Origin of the sequence: Streptomyces sp. NPDC052301, from assembly GCF_044593395.1 — a bacterium.
Taxonomy (GTDB): domain Bacteria; phylum Actinomycetota; class Actinomycetes; order Streptomycetales; family Streptomycetaceae; genus Streptomyces.
In genome coordinates this window covers 232,801-258,979 of sequence record NZ_JBIUBE010000009.1, presented here as the reverse complement: position 1 = coordinate 258,979, position 26,179 = coordinate 232,801, and the positions used below count along the sequence as shown (strand labels likewise).

Below are 26,179 nucleotides of genomic sequence, written 5' to 3'. Positions count from 1 at the left end.
ATGGCGAATCCATGCATTGGACGGATGAGAGGGCCGGACCTACGGTCGAAGCATGTCTCCCGCCAGTACCGGGGCGTCCACCACCGTGGACGCCGTCACGCCCGTCCCCGCCCTCGACTCCGCGTCCGACTCCACCCGCGACCGCGACACGCGGATGACTCCGGGCGGCCCCGGCTACCGCCGGATGAGCTTCGCCCTCTTCCTCGCCGGAGTCGCGACCTTCGCCCTCCTGTACTCCACGCAGGCCCTGCTGCCGCTGATCTCCGGCGAGTTCGGGGTGGCGGCGAGCGAGGCCAGCTGGACCGTGGCGGCCGCGACCGGCGGACTGGCCCTGTTCGTGCTGCCGATGAGCGCCCTGTCGGAGCGCTTCGGCCGCCGTACGGTGATGACGGCCTCGCTGGCCGTCGCGGTGGCCGTCGGGCTGCTGGTGCCCTTCGCGCCGTCGATCGGCGCGCTGGTGGTGCTGCGGGCGGTGCAGGGCGCGGCGCTGGCCGGTCTGCCGGCGTCGGCGCAGGCCTACCTGGCCGAGGAGGTCCGGCCGAAGGCGCTGGTCACGGCGATCGGACTGTTCGTCGCGGGCAACAGCGTCGGCGGCATGAGCGGCCGGGTGATCACCGGCTGGGTGGCGCAGGAGTGGGGCTGGCGGGCCGCGGTCGGCGTGATCGGCGTCATCGCGGTCGCCTGCGCGATCGCCTTCCGGCTGCTGCTGCCGGCCCCGCGGCACTTCACGGCGGGCTCGCTGCGGCCCCGGGTCCTGCTGGACACGGTCCGCGGCCATCTCTCCGACCCGCTGCTGCGCCGCCTGTACGCGATCGGCGCGCTGTTCATGACGGTGTTCGGCGGTGTGTACACGGTGATCGGGTACCGGCTGACGGGGGCGCCGTTCGGGCTCCCGCAGGGCATCGTCGGCTCGATCTTCCTGGTCTACCTGGTGGGCACGGTGTCCGCGTCCGCCGCGGGCCGTCTGGTGGGCCGGCTCGGCCGCAGGGGCGCGCTGTACCTGGCGGGCGGCACGACGGCGGCGGGTCTGCTGCTCTCCCTGGCCGACTCGCTGCCCCTGGTGCTGCTGGGTCTGGTGCTGATCACGGCGGGCTTCTTCGCCGGCCACGCGGTGGCCTCCTCGGCGGTCAGCAAGACGGCCACGCACGGGCGCGCCCAGGCGTCGGCGCTGTACCAGTCGGCGTACTACATCGGCTCCAGCGTCGGCAGCACGGTCGGCGCGACGGCCTTCCACGCGGACGGCTGGGCCGGCACGGTCGGCGTCGGCGTCCTCGCGGTCCTCGGCGTCGTGACCATCACGCTCCTCGGCACCCGGGCGGCCCGCGCCCAGGCGCGGCGGGAGCCGGTCCCGGCACACTGAGCGGCTGCGCCGAGGGCGGGTGCGGGGTACGGGCATGCGGGCCCGTACCCCGCACGCGTGTCCGGGGGCACCGGCCCGCGCGCGGCTCTGCGCATCCGCCCCGCGGGCGTCGCTGCGGGCACGCATGTGCACGCAGGGAAAGCAACCGATCCGAGCTGGGCTTTTTCGCGCTCGGGGGGCCATTGTCAGTGGGCTGCGGTAGCTTCCCAAGTGCTGGAGCGCGAAGGCGCGCGAACGAAACGGCCACAGGGGCGGGTGGACGATGGGCGACAGCACGGCGACGGCGGACCTGGACGTCGCACTGGAGAAGCACCGGACCGAGCTGACCGGGTACTGCTACCGGATGCTCGGCTCCTCCTTCGAGGCCGAGGACGCGGTGCAGGACACCCTGGTGCGGGCCTGGCGGAGCCACGACTCGTTCGAGGGCCGTTCCTCACTGCGCTCGTGGCTGTACCGGATCGCGACGAACGTGTGCCTGGACATGCTGACGGCGGGCAACAAGCGGGCACGGCCGATGGACCTGACGGACTCGACCCCGCTCGCCCAGGCGGCTCTGTCCCCCCGCCCGGACAACACCTGGCTGGAGCCCATGCCCGACGCGCGCGTGCTGCCGACGCCGCAGGACCCGGCGGAAGCCGCGGTCGCCAAGGAGTCGATCCGGCTGGCCTTCATGGCGGCCCTGCAGCAACTGCCGCCCAAGCAGCGGGCGGTGCTGATCCTGCGCGAGGTGCTGGCCTGGCGGGCGAGCGAGGTCGCCGAGCTGCTGGACACCTCGGTCGCGTCGGTCAACAGCGCGCTGCAGCGGGCCCGGGCCACGCTCGCCGAGCGCGAGGGCGAGGGCGCCGAGGGCTCGGTGTCCGACCCGCTGGACGAGGAGCAGCAAAAGCTCCTGGAGCGCTACGTGAAGGCCTTCGAGGGCTACGACATGACGGCCTTGACGGCACTGCTCCACGAGGACGCCGTCATGACGATGCCGCCGTTCGACCTGTGGCTGCGGGGCACGGCCGACATCACCGGCTTCATGACGACGATCGGCGCCTCCTGCGCGGGCTCCCGGCTGCTGCCGGTCCAGGCCAACGGGCTGCCGGGCTTCGCGCACTACAAGCCGGACCCGGAGAAGGGCGGCTTCAGCCCCTGGGCGGTGCAGATCCTGGAGATCTCAGACGGCCGGATCACCGGATTCCACTGCTTCCTCGACACCCAGCGCTGGTTCCCCCTCTTCGACCTGCCCCTCCACCTGGAAGCGGAGTCCGACGAGGTCGAGAAGAGCGTGTAGCGCCGGGTCGGCGTCGCGCAGCCGTATCCGCCCGCCGGCCCGGCGGGCGGTCAGCTCCAGCCGGGCCAGCAGGTCGACGACGGCGAGCCCCGGCGGTCCGAGGCCGCCGACATCGCAGACGACGACGTCGGCTCCGCCGCCCTTCAGCAGGGCCCGGGCATCGGCACACAGCCCCGGCACCTCGTCCCGGGCGACGGGGCCGCGCAGCACGAGCACGGCGGGGGTCCTGGCATCCACGTGCGGGTAGACCGCCGGGCCGGACCGAACTCATCGGCGTGGATCACATTGACCCGTGCGGCCTCTTCGCCGGAGGGTGGGGCCCGTGGCGGGGGTGCTGAGCGGGTTCGCGGTGATCGCGGCCGTCATCGGGGCGGGCTATGTGCTCGGGCGGCGCGGGACGCTCGGGGCGCAGGGCGGCGAGGTGCTGACCCGGCTGGCCTTCACGGTGGCCGGTCCCGCGCTCCTCTTCACGACCCTCGCGCGCGCCGACCTCTCGGTCCTCTTCTCCGCCCGACTGCTGGTGACGGCGCTCAGTACGGCCGCGGTGTGCGGGGTCTTCCTGCTGGTCGGCGCGGTACGGCGCTGGGGCGTGGGCCGTACGACGATCGGCGCGCTGTGCTCCGGGTACGTCAACTCGGGCAACCTCGGCATCCCGATCGCCGCGTACGTCCTGGGCGACGCGTCCCTGGTGGCACCGGTGCTGCTGTTCCAGGTCGTCCTGGTGACCCCGGTCGCGCTGACGGTCCTGGACCTGTCGGGCACGGGCGGGAAGGACACGGTGTGGCGGCGCCTGCTGACGCCGCTGCGCAATCCGATAGCGGTGGGTTCACTGGCGGGGGTGGTGGTGTCAGCGGCGGGCCGACACGTCCCCGGGCCTCTGTTCAACGCCCTCACCCTGGTCGGCAACATGTCCGTCCCGGCGGCCCTGCTGGCCTTCGGGATGTCGTTGCACGGCAGTGCGGCCCCCGGCCGGGGCCGGGACCGTCATCCGGTCCTGCTGTCGGTGGCGTTGAAGTCGCTGGGTCAGCCGCTGGTGGCCTGGGCCCTGGCGGCCGGCGTCTTCGGCCTGCACGGCGCGCCCCTGCTGGACGTGGTGGTGACCTCGGCCCTCCCGTCCGCCCAGAACCTCTTCACCTACGCCAGCCGCTACCACGTGGCCGAAACCCTGGCCCGCGAGTCGATCCTGCTGTCGACGGTGGTGTCGGTACCGGTGCTGGTGGGGGTGGCGGCGGTGCTGGGGTGACGCCGGGTCAGTCGACGGGGAAGTCGCCGGTGTCGATCGTGAGGTCGAACGGCGCCGGGAGCTTGAGGGGATCGCCGAACTTCACAGCGCTCAGGACGCGGTAGACATCGCCCTTCGGCTCTCCGTAGAGCGTGGTGGTCGGCCCCCCGGGGGCCCAGCGGTCGACGAGGAGGTAGAGCGGGATCCCCGCGGTGGCGTAGGCGGCGGCCTTGCTGACGCGGTCGTGGCGGGCGTTGGACTTGGAGGTCACTTCGACGACGAGTTCAGCGAGGGCGGCCGGGATGTAGGAGTCCGTCTCCGGGCGCTCCTGCACCGGCGTCACCAGCACGTCCGGGATGAGCATGCCCAGCCGGGACGGTACGGCGATCGACAGCGTCTGGAAGATGCCCCAGTCCTCGGGGATCACGGAGTAGAGGCGACGCTGGATGCGTTCCGCGATGACGTTGTGGCGGAACGCGGGAGAAGGTGACACGGTGATGATCCCCTCGATGATCTCCACCTTGCTGCCCTCGGGCCATTCCATCTCCTCCCAGTACCGGACGAGGTCGTCCCAGTTCTGGTCGGGGTCCTGGCTGACGGTGAGTGCGCTCACGGCAGTCTCCTATCGGTGCGTCACCGATCCCAGGATGCCGAACGGGACCGGTGGTGGTCCACCGGTCCCATTCACCCGTATGTGGAAACCCCAGGTCAGGCGATACGTTCCAGCACCACCGGCGTGGCCTGGAAGTCGGTGCCCGCCGGCGCGATGTCGTACGCGCCCTCGACCGCCTGCAGGGCGTACTCGAAGCGCTCGGGGGTGTCCGTGTGGAGGGTGAGGAGCGGCTGGCCCTCCTGGACCGTGTCGCCCGGCTTGGCGTGCATCTCGACGCCCGCGCCCGCCTGCACCGGGTCCTCCTTGCGGGCCCGGCCGGCGCCCAGGCGCCAGGCGGCGATGCCGATGTCGTAGGCGTCGAGGCGGGTGAGGACACCGGAGGACGGGGCCTTCACCACGTGCTGCTCGCGGGACGTGGGCAGCTCCGCGTCCGGGTCGCCGCCCTGGGCCGCGATCATCCTGCGCCAGACGTCCATCGCCGAGCCGTCGGCCAGCGCCTTCGCAGGGTCCGCATCCTTGATGCCGGCCGCGTCGAGCATCTCGCGGGCCAGGGCGACGGTCAGTTCCACGACGTCCGCGGGGCCACCGCCGGCCAGGACCTCGACCGACTCGCGGACCTCCAGGGCATTGCCCGCGGTCAGGCCCAGCGGGGTCGACATGTCCGTCAGCAGCGCGACCGTCTTCACCCCGTGGTCGGTGCCGAGGCCGACCATCGTGGAGGCCAGCTCACGGGCGTCCTCGATCGTCTTCATGAAGGCGCCCGTGCCGACCTTGACGTCCAGCACCAGGGAGCCCGTGCCCTCGGCGATCTTCTTCGACATGATCGAGGACGCGATCAGCGGGATCGCCTCGACCGTGCCGGTGACGTCGCGCAGGGCGTACAGCTTCTTGTCGGCGGGGGCCAGGCCGTCGCCCGCCGCGCAGATCACCGCGCCGGTGGTGTCGAGGACGTGCAGCATCTCCTCGTTCGACAGCAGCGCGCGCCAGCCCGGGATCGACTCCAGCTTGTCCAGGGTGCCGCCGGTGTGGCCGAGGCCCCGGCCCGAGAGCTGCGGCACCGCGGCCCCGCAGGCGGCCACGAGCGGCGCCAGGGGCAGGGTGATCTTGTCGCCGACGCCGCCCGTGGAGTGCTTGTCGGCCGTCGGGCGGGACAGGCTGGAGAAGTCCATGCGCTCGCCGGAGGCGATCATGGCCGCCGTCCAGCGGGCGATCTCGCGGCGGTTCATGCCGTTGAGCAGGATCGCCATGTTGAGCGCGGCCATCTGGTAGTCGGCGACCTCGCCGCGGGTGTAGGCGTCGATGACCCAGTCGATCTGCTCGTCGGTCAGCTCGCCGCGGTCCCGCTTGGCGCGGATCACGGAGATGGCGTCCATGGCCATGGCGATGTGGTTCCTTCCGGGAGGTGCGAAGTGCACGGCCCCCCTGCGAGCGGGACAGGGGGGCCGTACGGGACTTACTTGGTGAGATGGTCCGGGCCGAAGGCCTGGGGCAGCATCTCGGACAGCTTCAGGACGCCCGCGGGGGTGTCGAGGAGGAGCTCCGGGCCGCCGAACTCGTACAGCAGCTGACGGCAGCGGCCGCACGGCACGAGCAGCGCGCCCTCGCCGTCCACACAGGTGAAGTGCGTGAGCCTGCCGCCGCCCGTGCGCTGCAGCTGGGAGACCAGGCCGCACTCGGCGCACAGGCCGAGACCGTAGGAGGCGTTCTCCACGTTGCAGCCGGTGACCGTGCGGCCGTCGTCGACCAGGGCCGCCACGCCGACCGGGTAGCCCGAGTAGGGGGCGTAGGCGTGGGACATGGCCTCCCGCGCCTCGGCGCGCAGCGCCTCCCAGTCGAACACGGCGGCTTCCTGAGTCACTTGCCCTGGCCCTTCCGGTACCGCATGCCGTCCGCCTTCGGCATCCGCAGGCGCTGCGCCGACAGCGACAGCACCAGCAGGGTGACGACGTACGGGGTGGCGCCCACGAAGTCGCTCGGGACCTCGTCGGTGAACAGGTACCAGACCAGGACCAGCGCGGCCGTCATCAGGGCGATCCCGCCCTGCCAGTGGGCCTTCTTGTACATCTTCCATCCGCCCAGCAGCGCGAGCAGCACGACCAGCAGCAGGAGCAGCGCGTGGACGGTGACACCGCCGTTGCGCAGCTGCAGCGCGTCGGAGTAGCCGAACAGGCCCGCGCCCATCGCCAGGCCGCCCGGACGCCAGTTGCCGAAGATCATCGCCGCGAGGCCGATGTAACCGCGGCCACCGGTCTGGCCCTCGAGGTAGGTGTGCGAGGTGACCAGCGCGAGGAAGGCGCCGCCGAGGCCGGCGAGGCCGCCGGAGACGGCCACGGCCGCGTACTTGTACTTGTACACGTTGACGCCGAGGGACTCCGCGGCGGTCGGGTTCTCACCGCAGGAGCGCAGCCGCAGGCCGAACGGGGTGCGCCACAGCAGCCACCAGCTGCCGATGAACAGCAGCACGGCGAGGATCGTCACGACCGACAGGTTGGTGATCAGACCGCCGAGGATGCCGGCGATGTCGGAGACCAGGAACCAGTGGTGCTTCTCGATCGACGCGAGGCCGTCGGAGAGGCCGGGCAGGGTGACGTCCGGCAGCGAGTCCACGGGCGGGGACTGCTTGGGGTTGCCGCCCGCGTCGGCCGCCTTGCCGCCGGCGAAGAACAGCTTGGCCAGGTACTGGGTGGCGCCGAGCGCGAGCAGGTTGACGGCGACACCGGAGACGATGTGGTCGACGCCGAAGGTGACGGTGGCGACGGCGTGCACCAGGCCGCCGAGGACACCGAAGCCGATGCCGCACAGCAGGCCGAGCCAGGGGCTGGTCTGCCAGCCGATCCAGCCGGCGCCGAAGGTGCCGAGGATCATCATGCCCTCGAGGCCGATGTTGACCACACCGGCCCGCTCGGACCACAGGCCCGCGAGACCGGCGAGGCCGATCGGCACGGCGAGGCCGAGCGCGGCGCTGACCTGGCCCGCGGAGTCGAGCGAGTTGGAGCCGGTGATCATGCGGACCGCGGCCAGGAGCAGCAGCGCTCCGGCGACGATCAGCAGGATCTGGCCGAAGGAACGGGTGGAGCCCTTGGGGGCGTTGCCCGCCTTGGGGGCCGCCGGCGGCGGCGCGTCGGTCATCGTGGCGGTCATCACGCCACCTCCTGCTTCTTCGTCGCGGCGGCGGCCTGGGCGGCGAGTTCGGCGCCGACCTTCTGCTGCTGGCGCTTCAGGCCGTAGCGGCGCACGACCTCGTAGGCGATCACGACGCAGAGGACGATGACGCCCTGGATGACGCCGAGGATCTCCTTGTCGTAGCCCTGGAACTCCAGGTGGTTGGTGGTGCGCTCCAGGAAGCCCCAGAGCAGGGCACCGAGCGCTATCCCGACCGGGTTGTTGCGGCCGAGCAGCGCGATGGCGATGCCGGTGAAGCCGATGCCCGCGGGGAAGCTGTTGTCGAACTGGTGGCTCTCGTTCAGCAGCGTGGGCATGCCGATCAGGCCGGCCACGGCACCGGAGATGACCATGCTGGTCGCGATCATCTTCTTGACCGACACACCGCTCGCGGCGGCGGCGCTCTCGGACTGGCCGACGGTGCGCAGGTCGAAACCGAACCGGGTGCGGCCGAGCACGAACCAGTACGCGAGACCGACGACCACCGCGACGACGATGAAGCCGTCCAGGACGCCGGCCGGGCCGGTGTCGAAGTTGAAGAAGAACGAGGACGACGGCAGCGGCTTGGTGGAGACGAGGGTGCCGCCCTGCTGGAGCTCGCCCAGCTTCCCGGGCTGGAGCAGATAGGCGATGATCGCGGTGGCGATCGAGTTCAGCATGATCGTCGAGATGACCTCGCTGACGCCCCGGGTCACCTTGAGGACGCCGGCGATGGCCGCCCACAGGGCGCCGGTCGCCATGGCGCAGACCAGGATCAGCGGGATGGCGAGCCAGCCCGGCACGGTCAGCGCGCCGCCGACGACGGCGGCGATGAAGGCGGCGAGCCGGTACTGGCCGTCGACGCCGATGTTGAACAGGTTCATCCGGAAGCCGATGGCCACCGAGACACCCGCGAGGTAGTACGTCGTCGCCTTGTTCAGGACGTAGACCTGGCTGTCGCTGGCGAAGCCGTAGGTCATCATGTCGCTGAAGGCGTCGCCGGGGTTCTTGCCGGTCGCGGCGATCACCAGGGCGGTGACGACGAGCGCGGCGACGACCGCCAGCACCGGCGCGGCGATGCCGAGGAGCAGCCGCTCCTTGTCGATCCGTGAGGTCAGCTTCTTCATCGCTCGTCGTCCTCTGTGTGCTCCAGGTGGCCGGTGGCCGCACCCGTCATGGCGGAGCCCAGCTCTTCGGGGGTGATGGTGGCGGGGTCGGCGTCGGCGACCAGGCGGCCGCGGTACATCACCCGCAGGGTGTCCGAGAGGCCGATCAGCTCGTCGAGGTCGGCGGAGATCAGCAGCACGGCCAGGCCCTCGCGGCGGGCCTCGCGGATGTAGTCCCAGATGGCCGCCTGCGCGCCGACGTCCACACCGCGCGTGGGGTGGGCGGCGATGAGCAGCTTGGGGTTGTGGCTCATCTCGCGGCCGACGATCAGCTTCTGCTGGTTGCCGCCGGACAGCGAGGCCGCGGTCACGTCGATGCCGGGGGTGCGGACGTCGTACGCCTCGACGATCCGCTCGGTGTCGGTGCGGGCCGCCTTGATGTCGATCAGTCCGCCGCGCGAGTTAGGCCTCTCGGTGACGTGGCCGAGGATGCGGTTCTCCCACAGCGGTGCCTCGAGGAGCAGGCCGTGGCGGTGGCGGTCCTCGGGGATGTAGCCGATGCCGGCCTCGCGGCGGTCACGGGTGGGGGTGCGGGAGATGTCGGCACCGTCGAGCGTGACGATGCCGGCGTCGGGCTGGCGCATGCCCATGATCGCCTCGACCAGCTCGGACTGGCCGTTGCCCTCCACACCGGCGATGCCGAGGACCTCGCCCTTGTGGATGGTGAAGCTGATCTCGTCGAGGATGATCCGCTCGATGCCGTCGAGGTCGGTCTGCGTCAGGTGCAGGCCGTCCACCTGGAGCATCGAGACGTCCGTGACCGTGGACTCCTCGGTCTCCGGGGTGGGCAGCTCGCTGCCGACCATCATCTCGGCGAGCTGCTTGGGCGTGGTCGAGCGGGGCTCGGCCGTGCCGACGGTGGTGCCGCGGCGGATGACGGTGATCTCGTCGGCCACCGACAGCACCTCGCCCAGCTTGTGGGAGATGAAGATGACGGTGAGGCCCTCGGCCTTCAGTTCGCGCAGGTTGTCGAAGAGCGCGTCGACCTCCTGCGGCACGAGGACGGCGGTGGGCTCGTCCAGGATGAGGGTCTTGGCACCGCGGTAGAGGACCTTGAGGATCTCCACGCGCTGGCGGTCGGCGACGCCCAGGTCCTCCACGAGCACGTCGGGCCGGATGTTCAGCCCGTACGCGTCGGAGATCTCCTTGATCTTCGCGCGCGCCTTGCCCCCGATGCCGTGCAGCTTCTCCGCGCCGAGGACGACGTTCTCGAGGACGGTGAGGTTGTCGGCGAGCATGAAGTGCTGGTGCACCATGCCGATGCCGCGGGCGATGGCGTCGCCGGGGTTGCGGAAGACGACCTGTTCGCCGCTGACGGTGATGGTGCCCTCGTCCGGCTGCTGCATGCCGTAGAGGATCTTCATCAGGGTGGACTTGCCGGCGCCGTTCTCACCGCACAGGGCATGGACGGTGCCCGTGCGGACCGTGATGTCGATGTCGCGGTTGGCGACGACGCCGGGGAAACGCTTGGTGATGCCGCGCAGTTCGACGGCAGCGGGAGGGCTGGACGCGTTGATGGCGCACTCTCCTCGGGGAAAGGGGCTGCGTAGGGGAGGTGGCAGGCGTCGGCGACGCTAGCGCGGCAACTCCAAGCTACACGCGTAGAGTTGACACATTGTTATGGCTCGGCGGGGGGCTCCGTCAGGCGCCCCCGCGCCGAGCCTCGATGCTGCGACCGGCCGGTCCGGCGGGCCGAAGGACCGGCCGGACCGATCAGGTCACTTCTGGGTCGGGCTGGTCTTGACCTTGATCTGGCCGTCGACGATCTTCTTCTTCGCGGCGTCCAGCTTGGGCTGGATGTCGTCGATGAAGCCGCCGCTGGTGGCCAGCGAGACACCGTCCTTGGCGAGCGAGTAGACGTTGTTGCCGGCCAGCGGCTTGCCGTCGTGGGCGGACTTGATGAGGTCGTAGACGCCGACGTCGACGTTCTTGACCACCGAGGTCAGGATCGAGTTCTTGTACTTGGCCAGACCCGGGATGTTGTACTGGTCCGAGTCGACGCCGATGGCCCAGGCGCCCTTCTTGCCGTTGACGGCCTCGATCGCGCCGTTGCCGGAGGAGCCGGCCGCCGAGTAGACGACGTCCGCGCCGTTGTCGAGCATGCCCTGCGCGGCCTCCTTGCCCTTGTCGGGGCTGGCGAAGCCGGAGGTGTCCGAGCCGTGCGACAGGTACTGCGTGTCGACCTTGATCTTGGAGTTGGTGTCCTTGACACCCTGGGTGAAGCCCGCCTCGAACTTCTTGATCAGCGGGACGTCCACACCACCGATGAAGCCGACGTGCTTCGTCTTGGTCTTCAGCGCGGCGGCGACGCCGGCCAGGTAGGAGCCCTGCTCCTCGGTGAAGGTGATGCTGTCGACGTTCTTGCCGTTCACGACCGAGTCGACGATGCCGAAGTTGATCTTCGGGTACTTCGCGGCGACCTTGGTCATGGACGGGGCGTAGGCGTAACCGACCGCGATGATCGGGTTGTAGCCGGCGTCCGCCAGGTCCGACAGACGCTGCTCGCGGTCGGCCTCGGTGTCGGAGGTCTTGGCGGTCAGCTCCTTGATGGAGCCGCCGAACTCCTTCTCCGCCTTGTCGGCACCGCGCGCGGCGGAGTCGTTGAAGGAGCGGTCACCACGGCCGCCGACGTCGTAGGCGAGACCGATCTTGACACCCTTGCCGCCACCCGAGGAGGAGGACGAGGAGTCGTTGTCGGAGGAGGTGCTGCCACACGCGGTGGCAGTCACGGCGAGGGCTGCGGTGGCGATACACGCAGCGGAAAGCTTGGCTACCCGGCGCACGGGAGGCTCCTTCACCTGACCTGAGCGCCGTGTCGGCGCTTGATGTGAGCACCGTGCCGGTGCTCGAGCCGAAGCGCCCCGGCGGCGTCGGCTTCGCGGCATCGTAACGCGCGTAGATGTCGCAAAAAACCCCCTCTCGAAGCCGTTATCGATTCGAGGCAAACAGCGTCTGAACTCGCGCTCCCGGGCGGGTCCCGGCACCGTCGCGCACCGTGCACGAATGGCTTGCGAGCGTGTTGCGCCGGCCAGGGAGGCGACCCCCGGGGCTCCGGGCCCCGGGCGCCGCGGGCCTCAGCCCCGTACCCCGTTCGGCTCCAGGAAGGCGGCCGCCGTGAACATCTCCACGCCGACCGTGATCGCGTACTCGTCGGCGTCGAAGTCTCCCTGGTGCAGGTCGCGCACCGTGCGGTCGCCGGGGGCCCGGACGCCGAGGCGGGCCATCGCGCCCGGCACCTCCTCCAGGTACCAGGAGAAGTCCTCGCCACCGAGGCTCTGCTCCGTGCTCTCCACCGACCGCATGCCGCGCCGGGCGACCATGGACCTGCGCAGCAGCTCGGTGGACTCCCGGTCGTTGACCACCGGCGGTACACCGCGCATGTAGTTGATCTCCGACTTGGCCCGGTGCAGGGTGGCGACCTCGTCGATGGCCGCGTGCACGATGTCGGGGGCGTCCCGCCAGGCGTTCAGGTCCAGGCAGCGGACGGTGCCGGACAGCTCGGCGTGCTGCGGGACGACGTTCGGGGCGTGGCCGGATTCGATCCGGCCCCACGTCACGGCGAGCCCCGCGCGGGTGTCGACCCGCCGGGCGACGAGCGCGGGTACGTCGATGGCGACACGGGCGGCCGCGGTGACCAGGTCGGTGGTCAGATGCGGACGGGCGGTGTGCCCGCCGGGGCCGTCCAGGGCGATCTCCAGCCGGTCGCAGGCGCTGGTGATCGGGCCGTGCCGCAGCCCGATCCGGCCGACCTCGACCTTGGGGTCGCAGTGCACGGCGAGGATCCGGCCGACGCCCTCGAGCACCCCGTCCGCGATGGCGCCCAGCGCCCCGCCGGGCAGCACCTCCTCGGCGGGCTGGAAGAGCAGCCGCACGGGGCGGGTCAGCAACCTCTTGGCGTGCAGATCGGCGAGAACGAGCCCGGCACCCAGCACCACGGTCGTGTGCACATCGTGACCACAGGCATGCGCCCGGTCGGGGACGGTGGACCGGTACGCGCAGTCCGTCTTGGTGTCCGGGATGGGCAGGGCGTCGATGTCCGCGCGCAGCGCGAGCAGCGGTACGGGCGGACGCCCGCCGTCGGGCATCCCGATGTCACAGACGAGTCCGGTTCCGCTGGCGAGCACCCGGGGCCGCAGCCCGGCCTGCTCCAGCCGCTCCTTGATCGCGGCGGTCGTACGGAACTCCTGATTGCCCAGCTCGGGGTGCATGTGCAAGTCGCGACGGAAGGCGACCAGTTCGGCGTGCAGGGACTCGCTCAGCACGCCGGGGAGCACATCCCCCGAGAGGCCGGCCTCGGACTCTACGGACATCAACTGTTTCACCCTCTGAAGGGTAGGACGCCCGGCTGGTCAAGTACCCCTCGATCAATAAAAGTTCAGCCCGTTAGGGGAAGAAAATCTGACCGGCGGACGCATGGCGGCGGACTCTGATGGGTAAAACCCTCGTTTCCTCCTTCCACGGATACCACGCATGGTGGCACTCACGCGCGCCATGTCCACGAACCGGACCCCACGGTACGCCCCGTCCCGCTAGGGTCCGGCCCCGTGAGCGATGCATCCGAGGCCTTCCTGCAGCCCACCCGCACGTCCTACGACGCGATCGCCAAGGACTACACGAACCGCTTCCCGTCCGGCCTGTCCCATCCACTGGACCACACCTTGATCACCGCCTTCGCGGAGCTGGTCAAGGCCAACGGCACCGCCCCGGTGGCGGACCTGGGCAGCGGGCCCGGCCACGTCACCGCGCTCCTGCACGAGCACGGCGTCCCCGCCTTCGGGGTCGACCTCTCCCCCACCATGGTGACCCTGGCCCGCGAGGCCCACCCGGGACTGCGCTTCCACGTCGGCTCGATGACGTCCCTGGACCTGCCCGACGCCACCCTGGGCGGCATCCTCGCCCTCTACTCCACCATCCACGTCCCCGACACCCACCTGCCGGCGACGTTCGCCCAGTTCCACCGCACCCTGCTCCCCGGCGCCCACGCCCTCCTCGGCTTCCAGACGGCCTCTGAACCCGGCCACCTGCACCTCACGGAACGCTTCGGCCACGAGATCGACCTCGACTACTACTGGCGCACCCCGGGCCAGATCACCGAGGCCCTGACGGGAGCGGGCCTGGATCTGGTGGCGACGGTGCGCCGCGAACCGTCGGGCGAGGAACGACTCGCCCGGGCGTTCGTGCTGGCACGGAGACCCGGCGGCGGAAACTGAGCCGGGGCCGACCGTCCGTTCGTGGTACGGCGACATGCGATCCCCACCGTGCGGGCCGCGACGTTCACGGGCGCGGCCGGTGAGTCAGGTTCCCGCGGGGCTGACCCGTCCCGGGCGGCTCGGAGCGCGCGGGGGCAGGCCGACGGCCGCCAGCCGGTGCACGTCCCGGGCGGTGCCGGTGACGCCGGACAGGAAGCCCTGCGCCCGGGGCGAGGCCGTCTCGGTCAGCCAGGACGGGTCGATGTCGCAGACCGCGACGCGGACGCCCGTACCGGCCAGGGCCAGGGGCAGGGTGTGGACGACCGTCGAGGGGAAGCTGAGGATCGTGCGGCCGATGGGGCCGCGGCGGGCGATCAGTTCCAGGGGGAGGTCCGGGCGGACGATCTCCAGCCCGGTCTCCGCCGCCAGGCGGTGCAGCTTCTCGGCGCTCTCGCGGCGGTGCGCGAAGTAACGCGTCGTGCCGTGGGCCTCGGCCAGGTTGCGGACGGCCTCCAGATAGCGGTCGCCGTCCACGACGCCGGTCTCGACCAGCGAGGTGCCGACCATGTCCGCGCCCTTGGTGATGCGCGGCGGCCCGAACCGGGCGCGGGTCCAGGCGAAGTCGTTCGCGGTGACCGTGACGCCCTGCGGGGTCTCGGTCACCGGCATGGAGGAGAAGACCTCCACCGTGCGGCGGGCGCTGGGGGTCAGCCGGCGGCGGGCCGAGGAGGAGACCGGCGCGAAGAGCAGGTCACGGGCGCCGGGCCGGCCGCCCTTGCGGTGCCAGCGGACCAGCCGCTCGCCCCGGGCCAGCTGGCCGACGAACTCCATCGTCGCCGTGCCGTCGTCGACCACCACCAGGTCGCGCGCCTTGGTGATGGTCAGCAGCAGCTGCACGTAGCGGGAGAACGGGTCTCCCATGACGATCCGGTCGGCCCGCCGGAGAGCCCCGGTGAGGCCGCCGATCGTCTGGAAGGGGGCCGCGGGGCCGCCCCGGGCCTCCTCCCAGCGGACCCGGTACCCCTCGTCCCGGGCGAGGTCCGCCATGCGGCGCAGCTGGCCCCGGGTCATGGGGTCGGTCGGGGACAGCACGACGACGGTGAGTTCCGCGCCGGCCGGTGCCGGGTCGCCGGCCACCGTCCGCCGTATCTGCGCGGGGACCGACGCCAGGGCGTCAGGCTCCGCGCCGCACAGTCCGTGCAGGTGGGCCCACTCCAGCACGTTCAGCAGCTGGACCGGGCTCTCCACGAAGGCGAGCGTGCGGGGAGGGTGGCCGGCGTGACCGGCGCGGGGGCTCATCGGCGTACGACCGTCCCGTCGTAAGTGACCTGGTCTCACACCGCGACGGGCTCGCCGGCCGCCGCGGCGATCTCCGCCTCGGCGACGACGCCGGCGACGCGGCGCAGCTTCTTCATCGGGCCCTGCTCGGACTCGTAGACCTTCTTGACGCCGTCACCGAGGGAGGCCTCGATGGTGCGGATGTCGCGGACGAGGCGGGTGAGGCCCTGCGGCTCCACGGAGGCGGCCTGGTCGGAGCCCCACATGGCGCGGTCGAGGGTGATGTGACGCTCGACGAAGGTCGCCCCGAGCGCGACCGCGGCGAGGGTGGTCTGCAGACCGGTCTCGTGGCCGGAGTAGCCGATCGGGACGTTCGGGTACTCCTTCTCCAGCGTGTTGATCACGCGGAGGTTCAGCTCCTCGGCCTTCGCCGGGTAGGTGGAGGTGGCGTGGCACATGAGGATGTTGTCCGAGCCGAGGACCTCGACCGCGTGGCGGATCTGCTTCGGGGTCGACATGCCGGTGGAGAGGATGACCGAGCGGCCGGTGGCGCGCAGCGCGCGCAGCAGCTCGTCGTCCGTCAGGGACGCGGAGGCCACCTTGTGGGCGGGGACGTCGAACTTCTCCAGGAAGGCGACGGCCTCGGTGTCCCACGGGGAGGCGAACCAGTCGATCCCCTTCTCCTTGCAGTACTCGTCGATCTGGCGGTACTCGTCCTCACCGAACTCCACGCGGTGGCGGTAGTCGATGTAGGTCATCCGGCCCCAGGGGGTGTCGCGCTCGATGTCCCACTGGTCGCGGGGGGTGCAGATCTCCGGGGTGCGCTTCTGGAACTTAACGGCGTCGCAGCCGGCCTCGGCGGCCACGTCGATCAGCTTGAAGGCGTTCTCCAGCTCACCGTTGTGGTTGATGCCGATCTCGCCGCAGATGTAGACCGGGCGGCCGGGGCCGACCTCGCGCGAACCGAACGTACGCAGACGGGAGTTGGTGCTCATCAGGGGAGTGTCCTTACTTGGGGAGGGAATCGAGAGAGGGGCCGAGGATCCAGCTGGCGATCTCTCGGATCGCGCCGTCACCGCCGGGGACCGTGGTGACCGCGCGTGCGGCGCCGCGTACGACGTCGTGAGCGCTCGCGACCGCCACCGGCCAGCCGACGAGGGCGAAGCACGGGAGGTCGTTGACGTCGTTGCCGACGTAGAGCACGCGCTCCGGCGCGATGCCCTGCTCCTCGCACCACTGTTTGAGGGCGAGGTCCTTGCGGTCGATGCCGTGCAGCACCGGGAGCTTCAGCTTCCGGGCACGGGCGGCGACCACAGGGTTCTGTTCCGTGGACAGGATCAGCATCTTCAGGCCGCTTCTGCGCAGGGCCGCGATGCCGAGTCCGTCCCCGCGGTGCACGGAGACGAACTCCCGTCCGTCGGAGTCGATCAGCACCCGGTCGTCGGTCTGGGTGCCGTCGAAGTCGAGGACGACGGCGTCGATGTCGTCGTAGGTGGGGAGCGAACCGGGGCGGTCCGCGTCGAAGAGGGGCGCGAGCGCGCGGGCCCGGGCCAGGTCGTGCGGGTCGTCGATCTCCAGCACGCGCGCGGGGTCGGTGCGGACGAGTTCCGTACGGCCGAAGAAGCGGTGCTGGTGCTTGCGGAAGCCGGCCGCGTCCATCGCGTAGGCGGCGCCGGTCTCCAGGAAGTCCTGGGGGCGGTCCTGCCGGCGCGGGCGGTAGGACTTGTCGTGGTTGACGCCCACCCCGCCCTCGGAGTCGGCGTCGGCCTCGCGCCAGATGAAGCCGTGGAAGGGGGCCACGGTGACGGCCGTGTCCGCGCCGTTCTCCACGACCGCGCCGGCCACCCCGTCGATGTCCTCGCGGACGATGAAGGGGCTGGTGCACTGCACGAGGAGCACCGCGTCGACGGTCGCGCCGTGCAGCGCCTCGTGGGCGTCCATGGCGTGCAGGACAGCGGCCTCGGAGGTGGCCGTGTCCCCGGCGATGGCGGCGGGGCGCAGCACGACCTCGGCGCCGGCCTCCCGGGCGGCGGCGGCGATGGCCTGGTCGTCGGTGGAGACGACGACGTCGGTGACCAGCCGGGTCGCCCGGCACTCGCGCACCGCGCGGGCCACCAGCGGGACACCGCCGACGGGGGCGAGGTTCTTCGCGGGCACGCCCTTGGAGCCGCCGCGTGCGGGGATCACCGCGAGCACCCGGCGCACCTCGGCGCCTCGGCCCGCTTCCGAGTGGGACATCCGATCTCCTTGAGAAGTCACAGCTCCCCCATCCGGCGGATCACCGGGGCGACCCGCTGCACGCCGTGGCGGTAGGCGCCGCGCGCGGCCCGGCGCACGATCTGCCGGACCGGCCCGGGTGCCTTGTCCGCGGCGGGCGCGCCGGGCAGCGGGGCGCCGTCGGGGCCGAGGTGGTGGCGGGCGAGGATGCCGGGCAGATAGCCGGGCGCGGTCTCGGGGGTGTAGTAGGGGTTCAGGGGCGGCAGGCCGCCGGGGCGCTCCAGCAGCTCGGCGATGCGTTCGCGGGCGGTGTCGAAGGCCGTGGCGTAGGTGCCGTCGGCGGCGACGCCCTGCCGGGCCACCCACTCCTCGTCCGGCACCGGCCGGTGGCCGGCGTCGAGCTGGTCCCAGGAGGCGAGGCAGCCGGAACCGGTGAAGTGGTGGTTGCCGAGCACCTCGCGCACCCCGAGGTCGGTGAGGATCACCGTGGGGACGCGGCGGTGCAGGGCTTCGAGGGCGGCCGTGGAGCTGACGGTGACGAGGAGGTCGGTGCGGTCCAGGACCTCACCCATGTGGCCGTACACCAGGCGGAAGTTGGCGGGCAGGTCCATGCCCTGCACCAGCTTCTGGTACGGCAGCTCCTCGATGTGGGTGGTGTGTTCGCCGGGCTTGGAGCGCAGCTTCAGCAGCACCTCGCGCTCGGGGTGCTTCCGGGCGTGCTCGATGAGCCGGTTCAGCAGGTACGTACGGTCCTTGCGGCTGTCCGGGACGGACGGCTGGGCCGCGAACACCACGGTGCAGGGCCCGCGCCCCTGCTCCGTGGAAGGGTCGTGTCCGCCGGTGTACGGCGCCCCGCCGAGGAAGGGCAGCGCGACCTCGGTGACCGAGGAGGCGTCGGCGCCCACGCCCTCGTACACGGCGCGGAACCGGTCCGCGTCGTGACGGGAGTTGGCGAGGACGAGGTCCGCGCCGTGCCGCAGCAGCAGTCCGTCGGCGAGCTTCTCGTAGACGACACCCACGTATCCGGTGACGACGACGGGACGCCGGCCCGGGCCCCAGGCGCTGCGCAGCCCGTGCAGCATCGCCTGCACTCCGCCGCCGACCAGGGCGAGCACGAGGACGTCGTACCGGTCGTCGGGGCCTTCGCTCATGGCACGCAGGAACTCGACGCCGGTGACCTCGCGGAGGGAGTCCGCCCGGACACCGACTTCCCGGAGCTGGCGGGCGGTCGGGGTGGCGCGCCCTCGCAGGAGGTAGCCGTCGAGCCGGACCTCGGCATCCGTGGGAGCGAGGCGCTGCGCGGTGAGCGCGCCCCACTTCCACCGGGTGTCGGAGTCCGCGAGGACGGCGACCCGCAGAGACTTCGTTGCACTTGCTGGCACGTCGAAGACGCTAGGAAGCGATTCCGAGGAACCGCCCAACCCGAATGCAACAAACGGTTAACAGCACATCGCCGAATGGCGAATCAGGCTCCGATCGCGCCGGAAAAAAGCCCGGTTCACAGCTTCGCCACGCGTCGTTCACCCAGTATCAAGCAAGGCGTCAAGACGAATGACGGGCTTCGCCCTAACGTCCCTGACGTGGTCAAGCTCTCCGTCATCGTGCCGTTCTACAACGTGCAGCAATATGCGCCCGACACGCTCAGGAGCCTGAAGGCGAACGCGCGTGAGGACTTCGAATTCATTCTCGTCGACGACTGTTCCCGCGACGGGACACCAGAGATTCTCGCGCGCGCGGAGCGCGAGCTGCCGGGCGCGGTCGTGGTCCGGCACGAGCAGAACGGGGGGCTGGCGACCGCGCGCAACACCGGTATCGACCGGGCGCGCGGCGAGTACCTGACCTTCCTGGACGGGGACGACTGGCTCGCCCCCGGCTACTTCCCGCAGGCGATCGCGGCCATCGAGGAGCTGGGCTGCGACTTCATCCGCACCGATCATGTGCAGTGCACCGCACGGTCCCGCGCCGTGCACCGGGTGCCCGTGGGCCGGCGGAACGTGGTGCTGAACCCGCGCGAGGCGATCCTGCCCGCCGACCGGTCCACCTCCGTGGACTACGCGTACGCCTGGGCGGGTGTCTACCACCGCCGGCTGCTGGAGGCGGGCCTGCTGCACTTCACCGACGGGCTGCGCACGGCCGAGGACCGGCCGTGGATCTGGAAGCTGCACCGGGAGGCGGAGTCCTTCGCCGCGGTGAGCCTGCTCGGTGTGTTCTACCGGCGCGGGGTGGCCTCGTCGCTCACCCAGATCGGTGATGTCCGGCAGCTCGATTTCATCCGGGCCTTCGATCAGGTCATCGCGGAGACCGCCCGGGACCGGGACGCCGGTCAGCTGCTGCCGAAGGCCGTCCGTACCTACTGCGCGATCATTTCCCATCACCTGGGATCCATCGAAAGGTTCGAGCCCGCGGTGGCGAAGAAGCTGAAATCCCTGAGCGCCGCGGCCCTGCGGCGCATGCCGCAGGACGTGCTGGACGAGGCACTGGACTCCATGGACCTCCAGCGCGCCACCAAGCTGCGTCGGCTGCGCCGCCGTCCCGCCCCCGCGGGGGTCGCCGCGTGACCACCCAGATCTTCCAGGCGTCGACGCTGTACGGCACGGCCACGCTCGCCGCCGCCCTGGACTCCGGCTGCTTCCGCCCGGCCGACCGGCGGATCCTGCTGGTCTGCAACAACGCGGCCACGCCGGAGACGACGCCCGGCCTGGACGGGATGCCCGGCTTCGAGAAGCTGCGCGACCGGTTCGACGACGTGATCTCGTACAACGAGACGATCTTCCCGTTCCACCCGGGCGGCTGGGCCCCCCGCGTGGACGACATGCCGCTCTGGGAGCGGTACCTGCGCCACGAGTGGCAGCTGGGCGACGACGACGTGGCGCTGGCCGTCGAGTCGATCCAGGTCAATCCCTCCCTGGCGCTCGCGCAGATCTTCACCGGGGCCCCGGTCACGGTCTACGCGGACGGTCTGATGAGCTACGGCCCGACCCGCAACAAGATCGACCCGCTGGTCGGCACCCGGGTGGACCGGGTGCTGCACCTGGACCTGGTGCCCGGCCTGAAGCCGCTGCTGCTCACCGAGTTCGGCGTGCCCGGTGAGATCGTGCCGACGCCCGCGTTCACCAAGGTGCTGGCCGAACTCGTGCCCACGGCCGAGGAGCTGCCCGCGGTCGAGGAGCCCGCGCTGCTGCTCGGCCAGTACCTGTCGGCGCTGGAGATCCTCACCGCCGAGCAGGAGGAGAACCTGCATGTGCGGATGCTGAAGGGTGCGGCCGCGCTCGGCCACACCAAAGTGGTGTTCAAGCCGCACCCGTCCGCCCCGGCCGCCTTCACCCGCTCCCTGGAGCAGGAGGCGCAGAGGCTGGAGGTCGAGCTGACCGTCCTCGACACGCCGGTCCTCGCCGAGGTGCTGTACCAGCGGATGCGTCCCGCGCTGGTCGTCGGCTGCTTCTCCACCGCCCTGCTCACGGCACAGGCCCTGTACGGCCTGCCGGTCGCCCGGGTGGGCACCGAGTTGCTGCTGGAGCGGCTGACGCCGTACGAGAACAGCAACCGGGTGCCGGTCACCGTCGTGGACGCCCTGCTGCCCGAGCTGGGCGACCGTCCCGCCGTGACCGAGCAGCGCTCGGGCAAGGACGTGGAAGGGCTGGGTGCGCTGGTGCGCGCGGTGGGCTTCGCGATGCAGCCGAAGATCCTGCCGGGCCTGCGCGAGGAGACCGAGCGGTACCTCGCGGGGAACCTCGACGAGAAGACCCTGCGCTACTTCAAGCGCAAGCGTCTGACCTCGCTGGCGCTGCCCGGCGGGGTGCCCGCCCAGCTGGCGTTCATCCCGCGGAACGCGACCGTCCGCCGAATGGCCCGCAAGGCGCGCAATCTGCGCCGGGTCGTGCGCGGCTGAACCCGCGTTTTCCGAATGAGGGCGGGCCCCGGACGGGCCCGCCCTTTTCGGGTCGGCCGCATCGGATCGGCCGCAAACGAAAGCGACGAGCGGGTGAACGGACGAGGTCGGTCAGGCGAATTCATGGAACGTGAGCTCGCCACGGAAATTCATATGAAAATCCGAGGCGATTAACGTTTGTTCGGGAAAAATATCGAGCATCATGCCTGCTTCGTCCACCACCCTCACCAGCGCTCCGCCCGCGCCCGGGCCGGCCCCCGTCCCGTCCGTGACGAGCGGCCCCAAGAGCCGCCTCCATGCCCTGGACGGCCTGCGGCTTCTTGCCGCGCTGATGGTCTGCTGCTACCACTACGCCGGACGCGGCGGCACGATCTCCGAGTCCTGGCACCAGAATCCGGCCCGTCTCTTCCCGCACCTGTCCCAGGTGGCCACCTACGGCTGCCTGGGCGTGCAGTTCTTCTTCGTCATCAGCGGTTTCGTCATCTGCATGAGCAGCTGGGGCCGCACCCTCGGCGACTTCTTCCGCTCCCGCGTCGCCCGCCTCTACCCCGCCTACTGGGTCGCCCTGTTCCTGGTCACCGGAGCGGCCCTCGCCCTGCCCGCCGTCGTGCACGCGGTCCGCCTGGACGAGTTCCTGGTCAACCTGACGATGCTGCAGCAGCCCATGGGCGCGCCCCGTGTGCTGGGCGTGTGCTGGACGCTCTGGGCCGAGGTCCGCTTCTACGCGCTGTTCGCCCTGTTCGTCGTCCTGCGCGGGGTCACCTACCGGCGGGTCGTGCTCTTCTGCAGCGTGTGGACGCTGGCGACGGTGCTGTGCAACACCTCCGACGACGAGCTGCTGAAGCAAGTGGTCATGCCGGACTACGCGCCCTTCTTCATCGGCGGCCTCGCCCTCTACCTGATCCACCGCTTCGGCAGCGACCTGCTGCTGTGGGGCATCGTGGCCGTGTCCTGGCTGCTCGGACAGAGCAACGCCACCCGAGGGCTCTGGCACCCCGGCGCGCACGGCGACTTCGTCCGCGACCCGCACGTCATCGTCCTGATCGTCACCCTCGCCTTCGCGTCCGTGGCGGTCGTGGCGGTGGGCTGGACCAGCTGGGCCAACTGGTCCTGGCTGGCCACGGCCGGCGCGTTGACGTACCCCTTCTACCTGGTCCACGAACACCTGGGCTGGTTCGCCATCCGGGTGCTGCACCGGGGCCTGGGCCTGCCCACGTGGCCGACGTTCGTGACGACGGTGCTCGGCATGCTGGTGCTCGCCTGGCTGATGCACCGGTTCGTGGAGAAGCCGTTCGGTCCGCGGCTGAGGAGGGCCATGAAGAGGGTGCGCACCCCGGCGATCACGACGCAGCTCACGACGCAGCTCACGGCGCCGAAGAACGGCGAGGAGACCGGCTGAGCGGAGGGGCCCTGCGGACGTTGGGCATCCGTTCATCTGCTCTTCGCTTCCGAACGGGCCCTCGGGGCAGGCACCGCCCCACGCGGCACGGACGGGCGTCCCCGCGGCGGGCTGAGACGGGAGGTCGGCCGGCGGCTCAGGCGCTGGCCAGCGTCAGCTTCACCGCGAAGCCCAGGAACAGCGCGCCGGCCGCCGAGGTGGCCGTGGCCGACAGCCGCTTGCGCCGGCGGAACGCGGCGGCGAGGCGGGTGCCGCCGAATATCAGCGCGCTCAGGTACAGGAAGCTGGCCAGCTGCGCGAGGGCGCCGAGGACGACGAAGGACAGGGCGGGGTAGGCGTATCCCGGGTCCACGAACTGCACGAAGAAGGCGACGAAGAACAGGATCGCCTTCGGGTTGAAGAGGCTGACGACGAAGGCGCGGCGGAAGGGCCGCTCGTCCCCGGGAGCGGAGGCGACGGCCTCCTCCACGGCCTTCTCCCGCCGCGTCCGCCACATCTGCCGGGCGGCCCGCAGCATGCCGATGGCCAGCCAGGTCAGATATGCGGCACCGGCGTACTTCACGATCCCGAACAGCAGGGCGTTGGCCTGGAGCAGGGAGGCGACCCCGGCGGCGGACAGCGTCATGAGGACCGTGTCCCCGCACCACACCCCGGCGGCGGCGGTGTAACCCGCCCGCACCCCGCGCCGGGCGGCGACGGACAGGACGTAGAGGGAGTTGGGGCCGGGCAGCAGGACGATCAGGACGAGGCCTGCCAGATAGGTGGGGAGATCGATGACGCCGAACATGGAAAGGAGTGTCGCACGGGGGTACGACCTTCAGAACGCGTCGCTCGGCACATGGCTGCCCCACACCTCCCGCAGCGCGTTGCACACCTCTCCCACCGTCGCCCGCCCGCGCAGCGCCTCCTTCATCGGGTACAGGACGTTGTCCTTTCCCTCGGCCGCCTTCTTCAGCGCGTCCAGCGACGCGTCCACCGCCCCCTGGTCCCGCTCGGCCCGCAGGGTCCGCAGCCGCTCCGCCTGCCGGGCCTCGATCGCCGGGTCCACCCGCAGCGGCTCGTAGGGCTCCTCCTCGTCCAGCTGGAAGCGGTTGACGCCGACGACGACCCGCTCGGCGGAGTCCGTCTCCTGGGCGATGCGGTAGGCGTTCCGCTCGATCTCGGTCTTCTGGAAACCCCGCTCGATCGCGGCGACCGCGCCGCCCAGCTCCTCGACCCGCCGCATCAGGCCGACGGCCGCCTCCTCCACGTCGTCGGTCATCCGCTCCACCGCGTAGGAGCCCGCGAAGGGATCGACCGTCGCGGTCACGTCCGTCTCGTGGGCCAGGACCTGCTGGGTCCGCAGGGCCAGACGGGCGCTCTTGTCCGTGGGCAGCGCGATCGCCTCGTCGAAGGAGTTGGTGTGCAGGGACTGGGTGCCGCCGAGGACCGCGCCCAGCGCCTGGACGGCTACCCGGACCAGGTTCACCTCCGGCTGCTGGGCCGTCAGCTGGACGCCGGCCGTCTGCGTGTGGAAGCGCAGCATCAGGGACTTGGGGTTCTCCGCGCCGAACTCCTCCTTCATCACCCGCGCCCAGATCCGCCGCGCCGCCCGGAACTTGGCGACCTCCTCCAGCAGCGTCGTACGGGCCACGAAGAAGAAGGACAGGCGCGGGGCGAAGTCGTCCACGTCCATGCCGGCCGCGATCGCCGTGCGGACGTACTCGATGCCGTCGGCGAGGGTGAACGCGATCTCCTGCGCGGGAGACGCGCCCGCCTCGGCCATGTGGTAGCCGGAGATCGAGATGGTGTTCCACTTCGGGATCTCGGCCGTGCAGTACCGGAAGATGTCCGCGGTCAGCCGCAGGGAGGGCTGGGGCGGGAAGATGTACGTGCCCCGCGCGATGTACTCCTTCAGGACGTCGTTCTGGATCGTGCCCGTCAGCTGATCGGCCCTCACCCCCTGCTCCTCCGCCACCAGCTGGTACAGCAGCAGGAGCAGAGCGGCGGGCGCGTTGATCGTCATCGACGTGGAGACCTGGTCCAGCGGGATGCCGTCGAACAGCACCCGCATGTCCTCGATCGAGTCGATGGCCACGCCGACCTTGCCGACCTCGCCGTGGGCGAGGGGCGCGTCGGAGTCGTGGCCCATCTGGGTGGGCAGGTCGAAGGCGACCGACAGGCCGGTGGTGCCGTGGGCGATCAGCTGCCGGTACCGGGAGTTCGACTCGGCCGCCGTGCCGAAGCCGGCGTACTGGCGCATGGTCCAGGGGCGGCCGGTGTACATCGACGGGTACACGCCCCGGGTGAAGGGGTACGACCCCGGTTCGCCCAGCTTCTGGGCCGGGTCCCAGCCGGTCAGGTCGGCCGGTCCGTAGACCGGTTCGATCGGCAGGCCCGACTCCGACTCACGTGCCATGGATGCCTCCGCAGGACGTCTGCTACTCCTCACCATGCCCCGTAGTTCGGCGGCGGTCACGCGGGGAAGCATCCCCCGCATGAGGATCCCGGGCAGACCCGCCGCCGTACTCGCCTCGGCCGCCGTCCTCGCCGCCCTCTGCGGCTGCACCGCGCAGCCCACGGACGCCGGCGGCAAGGCCCGCTCTCCGATACACATCGAGCTGCCGTCCGACCGGAGTCCCGATCCCACCCGGACGGCCCACAACCCCGCCGGGCCCTCCCGTACGGCCCAGGCTCCGCCGTCCCGCGTCCTGTGGGCGCGCGGTGACAGCGGGCCCGGGGTGCGCGAGCTGCAGGCGCGGCTGCGGCAGGTGGACTGGCTGTTCGACGGGCCGACGGGGTCGTACGACGACCTGACCGAGCGGGCCGTGCGCGGCTTCCAGGGCAAGCGCGGGCTGCCCCGGACCGGGCGGACGGACACCGTCACCTGGCAGCGGCTGGTGGACATGACGCACCGGCCCGGCACCTGGGAGCTGTACCTGATGGGCGGTCAGCCGGCCGGGGCACCCGACCCGCGCTGTCTGACCGGGCGCGCGCTGTGCATCGACAAGACGACGCGGACGCTGCGCTGGATGGTCGACGGGCGGACGGTGTCGACGATGGCGGTGCGGTTCGGCGCGCAGTACACGCCGACGCGGGAGGGCGTCTTCCACGTCTACTGGAAGGCGCGGGACTGGGTGTCCACGCTGTATCACTCGCCCATGCCGTACGCCATGTTCTTCAGCGGCGGCCAAGCCGTGCACTACTCGTTCGACTTCGCGGCGCGCGGATACGCGGGCGGCTCGCACGGCTGCGTGAACGTACGGGACGGGGCCGCGATCAAGCAGCTGTTCGCTCAGGTGAGGGTCGGCGACAAGGTCGTCGTCCACTGGTGAGGGACGCGGTTCGCGGGAGTGGATGCGGGGCGGGGGGGGGGGGGGGGGGGGGGGGGGGGGCGCCGCCGCGGGGGGGGGGGGGGGTGGCGTCGGGCTCCTGCCCGCCGTCGCGCCG

At 71.2% G+C, this 26,179-nt stretch carries 24 protein-coding genes; 8 read left to right on the top strand and 16 right to left on the bottom strand.

Annotation, left to right across the window (positions count from 1 at the left end):
* Window positions 1–52 precede the first annotated feature (52 nt).
* Together ACIHEJ_RS26250 and ACIHEJ_RS26245 are read left to right on the top strand one after the other, a co-directional pair.
* Window positions 53–1,360, top strand: a complete 1,308-nt coding sequence (locus ACIHEJ_RS26250; protein WP_400139077.1) for an MFS transporter — start codon at window positions 53–55, stop codon at window positions 1,358–1,360.
* 262 nt (window positions 1,361–1,622) lie between these two features.
* Complete coding sequence (locus ACIHEJ_RS26245; protein WP_400139076.1) at window positions 1,623–2,636, top strand: sigma-70 family RNA polymerase sigma factor; 1,014 nt, start codon at window positions 1,623–1,625, stop codon at window positions 2,634–2,636.
* Here ACIHEJ_RS26245 and ACIHEJ_RS26240 read toward each other — a convergent pair.
* Entirely contained in the window at window positions 2,520–2,873 is a 354-nt protein-coding gene (locus ACIHEJ_RS26240) for an STAS domain-containing protein (RefSeq protein ID WP_400139075.1), read from the bottom strand. The two genes, ACIHEJ_RS26245 and ACIHEJ_RS26240, sit on opposite strands and share 117 nt — an antisense overlap.
* 85 nt (window positions 2,874–2,958) lie before the next feature.
* Here ACIHEJ_RS26240 and ACIHEJ_RS26235 point away from each other — a divergent pair, with 85 nt between their 5' ends.
* Window positions 2,959–3,879: an AEC family transporter gene (locus tag ACIHEJ_RS26235; RefSeq protein WP_400139074.1), complete on the top strand. Its 921-nt coding sequence runs from the start codon at window positions 2,959–2,961 to the stop codon at window positions 3,877–3,879.
* Between the two features lie 7 nt (window positions 3,880–3,886).
* Here the strand turns inward: ACIHEJ_RS26235 and ACIHEJ_RS26230 are convergent, their stop codons facing one another.
* From ACIHEJ_RS26230 to ACIHEJ_RS26195, 8 genes are all read right to left on the bottom strand, one after another.
* Entirely contained in the window at window positions 3,887–4,471 is a 585-nt protein-coding gene (locus tag ACIHEJ_RS26230; RefSeq protein WP_400139073.1) for a Uma2 family endonuclease, read from the bottom strand.
* A gap of 95 nt (window positions 4,472–4,566) precedes the next feature.
* Window positions 4,567–5,844: a thymidine phosphorylase gene (locus ACIHEJ_RS26225; protein ID WP_400139164.1), complete on the bottom strand. Its 1,278-nt coding sequence runs from the start codon at window positions 5,842–5,844 to the stop codon at window positions 4,567–4,569.
* A gap of 80 nt (window positions 5,845–5,924) precedes the next feature.
* Entirely contained in the window at window positions 5,925–6,329 is a 405-nt protein-coding gene (locus ACIHEJ_RS26220) for a cytidine deaminase (protein WP_400139072.1), read from the bottom strand.
* Complete coding sequence (locus tag ACIHEJ_RS26215; RefSeq protein WP_400139071.1) at window positions 6,326–7,612, bottom strand: ABC transporter permease; 1,287 nt, start codon at window positions 7,610–7,612, stop codon at window positions 6,326–6,328. The genes ACIHEJ_RS26220 and ACIHEJ_RS26215 overlap by 4 nt, the downstream gene beginning before the upstream one ends.
* Window positions 7,612–8,739 carry an ABC transporter permease gene (locus ACIHEJ_RS26210; protein WP_400139070.1) on the bottom strand — a complete coding sequence of 376 codons (1,128 nt, stop codon included), beginning with the start codon at window positions 8,737–8,739 and terminating at the stop codon, window positions 7,612–7,614. The genes ACIHEJ_RS26215 and ACIHEJ_RS26210 overlap by 1 nt, the downstream gene beginning before the upstream one ends.
* Complete coding sequence (locus tag ACIHEJ_RS26205; RefSeq protein ID WP_400139163.1) at window positions 8,736–10,262, bottom strand: ABC transporter ATP-binding protein; 1,527 nt, start codon at window positions 10,260–10,262, stop codon at window positions 8,736–8,738. The genes ACIHEJ_RS26210 and ACIHEJ_RS26205 overlap by 4 nt, the downstream gene beginning before the upstream one ends.
* A gap of 234 nt (window positions 10,263–10,496) precedes the next feature.
* Window positions 10,497–11,561, bottom strand: a complete 1,065-nt coding sequence (locus ACIHEJ_RS26200) for a BMP family protein (protein ID WP_400139069.1) — start codon at window positions 11,559–11,561, stop codon at window positions 10,497–10,499.
* Window positions 11,562–11,852: 291 nt separating this feature from the next.
* Window positions 11,853–13,088: an amidohydrolase gene (locus tag ACIHEJ_RS26195; RefSeq protein WP_400139068.1), complete on the bottom strand. Its 1,236-nt coding sequence runs from the start codon at window positions 13,086–13,088 to the stop codon at window positions 11,853–11,855.
* A gap of 234 nt (window positions 13,089–13,322) precedes the next feature.
* Here ACIHEJ_RS26195 and ACIHEJ_RS26190 point away from each other — a divergent pair, with 234 nt between their 5' ends.
* Window positions 13,323–13,988: a class I SAM-dependent DNA methyltransferase gene (locus ACIHEJ_RS26190; protein WP_400139067.1), complete on the top strand. Its 666-nt coding sequence runs from the start codon at window positions 13,323–13,325 to the stop codon at window positions 13,986–13,988.
* A gap of 84 nt (window positions 13,989–14,072) precedes the next feature.
* Here ACIHEJ_RS26190 and ACIHEJ_RS26185 read toward each other — a convergent pair whose 3' ends face one another.
* Genes ACIHEJ_RS26185 through ACIHEJ_RS26170 form a run of 4 tightly spaced genes read right to left on the bottom strand, consistent with a single transcriptional unit; the run spans window position 14,073 to window position 18,844 of the window.
* Window positions 14,073–15,266 carry a hypothetical protein gene (locus tag ACIHEJ_RS26185; protein ID WP_400139066.1) on the bottom strand — a complete coding sequence of 398 codons (1,194 nt, stop codon included), beginning with the start codon at window positions 15,264–15,266 and terminating at the stop codon, window positions 14,073–14,075.
* A 35-nt stretch (window positions 15,267–15,301) separates the two neighbouring features.
* Entirely contained in the window at window positions 15,302–16,240 is a 939-nt protein-coding gene (locus ACIHEJ_RS26180; RefSeq protein ID WP_400139065.1) for an N-acetylneuraminate synthase family protein, read from the bottom strand.
* 13 nt (window positions 16,241–16,253) lie between these two features.
* Complete coding sequence (locus ACIHEJ_RS26175; protein WP_400139064.1) at window positions 16,254–17,483, bottom strand: cytidylyltransferase domain-containing protein; 1,230 nt, start codon at window positions 17,481–17,483, stop codon at window positions 16,254–16,256.
* 17 nt (window positions 17,484–17,500) lie between these two features.
* Window positions 17,501–18,844 (bottom strand): DUF6716 putative glycosyltransferase, encoded by a 1,344-nt coding sequence (locus tag ACIHEJ_RS26170; RefSeq protein WP_400139063.1) that lies wholly within the window; start codon window positions 18,842–18,844, stop codon window positions 17,501–17,503.
* A gap of 198 nt (window positions 18,845–19,042) precedes the next feature.
* Between ACIHEJ_RS26170 and ACIHEJ_RS26165 the strand changes: the two genes are divergently transcribed.
* Together ACIHEJ_RS26165 and ACIHEJ_RS26160 are read left to right on the top strand one after the other, a co-directional pair.
* Window positions 19,043–20,020 (top strand): glycosyltransferase family 2 protein, encoded by a 978-nt coding sequence (locus ACIHEJ_RS26165; protein ID WP_400139062.1) that lies wholly within the window; start codon window positions 19,043–19,045, stop codon window positions 20,018–20,020.
* Complete coding sequence (locus ACIHEJ_RS26160) at window positions 20,017–21,351, top strand: polysialyltransferase family glycosyltransferase (RefSeq protein ID WP_400139061.1); 1,335 nt, start codon at window positions 20,017–20,019, stop codon at window positions 21,349–21,351. The genes ACIHEJ_RS26165 and ACIHEJ_RS26160 overlap by 4 nt, the downstream gene beginning before the upstream one ends.
* Window positions 21,352–21,462: 111 nt before the next feature.
* Here the strand turns inward: ACIHEJ_RS26160 and ACIHEJ_RS26155 are convergent, their stop codons facing one another.
* Complete coding sequence (locus ACIHEJ_RS26155) at window positions 21,463–21,636, bottom strand: hypothetical protein (protein WP_400139172.1); 174 nt, start codon at window positions 21,634–21,636, stop codon at window positions 21,463–21,465.
* Here ACIHEJ_RS26155 and ACIHEJ_RS26150 point away from each other — a divergent pair.
* Complete coding sequence (locus ACIHEJ_RS26150; RefSeq protein ID WP_400139060.1) at window positions 21,554–22,750, top strand: acyltransferase family protein; 1,197 nt, start codon at window positions 21,554–21,556, stop codon at window positions 22,748–22,750. The genes ACIHEJ_RS26155 and ACIHEJ_RS26150 overlap by 83 nt on opposite strands.
* 136 nt (window positions 22,751–22,886) lie before the next feature.
* On the opposite strand, the gene leuE is transcribed toward ACIHEJ_RS26150, so the two are convergent.
* Both leuE and ACIHEJ_RS26140 read right to left on the bottom strand, forming a co-directional pair.
* Window positions 22,887–23,537, bottom strand: coding sequence for a leucine efflux protein LeuE (gene leuE / locus ACIHEJ_RS26145; RefSeq protein WP_400139059.1), 651 nt, complete (start codon window positions 23,535–23,537; stop codon window positions 22,887–22,889).
* Window positions 23,538–23,567: 30 nt separating this feature from the next.
* A complete protein-coding gene (locus tag ACIHEJ_RS26140; RefSeq protein WP_400139058.1) occupies window positions 23,568–25,148 on the bottom strand; it encodes a methylmalonyl-CoA mutase in 1,581 nt (526 codons plus the stop codon).
* A 79-nt stretch (window positions 25,149–25,227) separates the two neighbouring features.
* Between ACIHEJ_RS26140 and ACIHEJ_RS26135 the strand changes: the two genes are divergently transcribed.
* On the top strand, window positions 25,228–26,064 hold the full coding sequence (locus ACIHEJ_RS26135; protein ID WP_400139057.1) for a L,D-transpeptidase family protein: 837 nt from the start codon (window positions 25,228–25,230) through the stop codon (window positions 26,062–26,064).
* The last annotated feature ends 115 nt before the right edge of the window (window positions 26,065–26,179 follow it).

Coding starts and splice junctions, on each gene's coding strand:
- ACIHEJ_RS26250 (WP_400139077.1), top strand. CDS start 53: ATGTCTCCCGCCAGTACCGGGGCGTCCACCACCGTGGACGCCGTCACG.
- ACIHEJ_RS26245 (WP_400139076.1), top strand. CDS start 1,623: ATGGGCGACAGCACGGCGACGGCGGACCTGGACGTCGCACTGGAGAAG.
- ACIHEJ_RS26225 (WP_400139164.1), bottom strand. CDS start 5,844: ATGGACGCCATCTCCGTGATCCGCGCCAAGCGGGACCGCGGCGAGCTG.
- ACIHEJ_RS26215 (WP_400139071.1), bottom strand. CDS start 7,612: ATGACCGCCACGATGACCGACGCGCCGCCGCCGGCGGCCCCCAAGGCG.
- ACIHEJ_RS26210 (WP_400139070.1), bottom strand. CDS start 8,739: ATGAAGAAGCTGACCTCACGGATCGACAAGGAGCGGCTGCTCCTCGGC.
- ACIHEJ_RS26195 (WP_400139068.1), bottom strand. CDS start 13,088: ATGTCCGTAGAGTCCGAGGCCGGCCTCTCGGGGGATGTGCTCCCCGGC.
- ACIHEJ_RS26185 (WP_400139066.1), bottom strand. CDS start 15,266: ATGAGCCCCCGCGCCGGTCACGCCGGCCACCCTCCCCGCACGCTCGCC.
- ACIHEJ_RS26180 (WP_400139065.1), bottom strand. CDS start 16,240: ATGAGCACCAACTCCCGTCTGCGTACGTTCGGTTCGCGCGAGGTCGGC.
- ACIHEJ_RS26175 (WP_400139064.1), bottom strand. CDS start 17,483: ATGTCCCACTCGGAAGCGGGCCGAGGCGCCGAGGTGCGCCGGGTGCTC.
- ACIHEJ_RS26150 (WP_400139060.1), top strand. CDS start 21,554: ATGCCTGCTTCGTCCACCACCCTCACCAGCGCTCCGCCCGCGCCCGGG.
- leuE (WP_400139059.1), bottom strand. CDS start 23,537: ATGTTCGGCGTCATCGATCTCCCCACCTATCTGGCAGGCCTCGTCCTG.
- ACIHEJ_RS26140 (WP_400139058.1), bottom strand. CDS start 25,148: ATGGCACGTGAGTCGGAGTCGGGCCTGCCGATCGAACCGGTCTACGGA.
- ACIHEJ_RS26135 (WP_400139057.1), top strand. CDS start 25,228: ATGAGGATCCCGGGCAGACCCGCCGCCGTACTCGCCTCGGCCGCCGTC.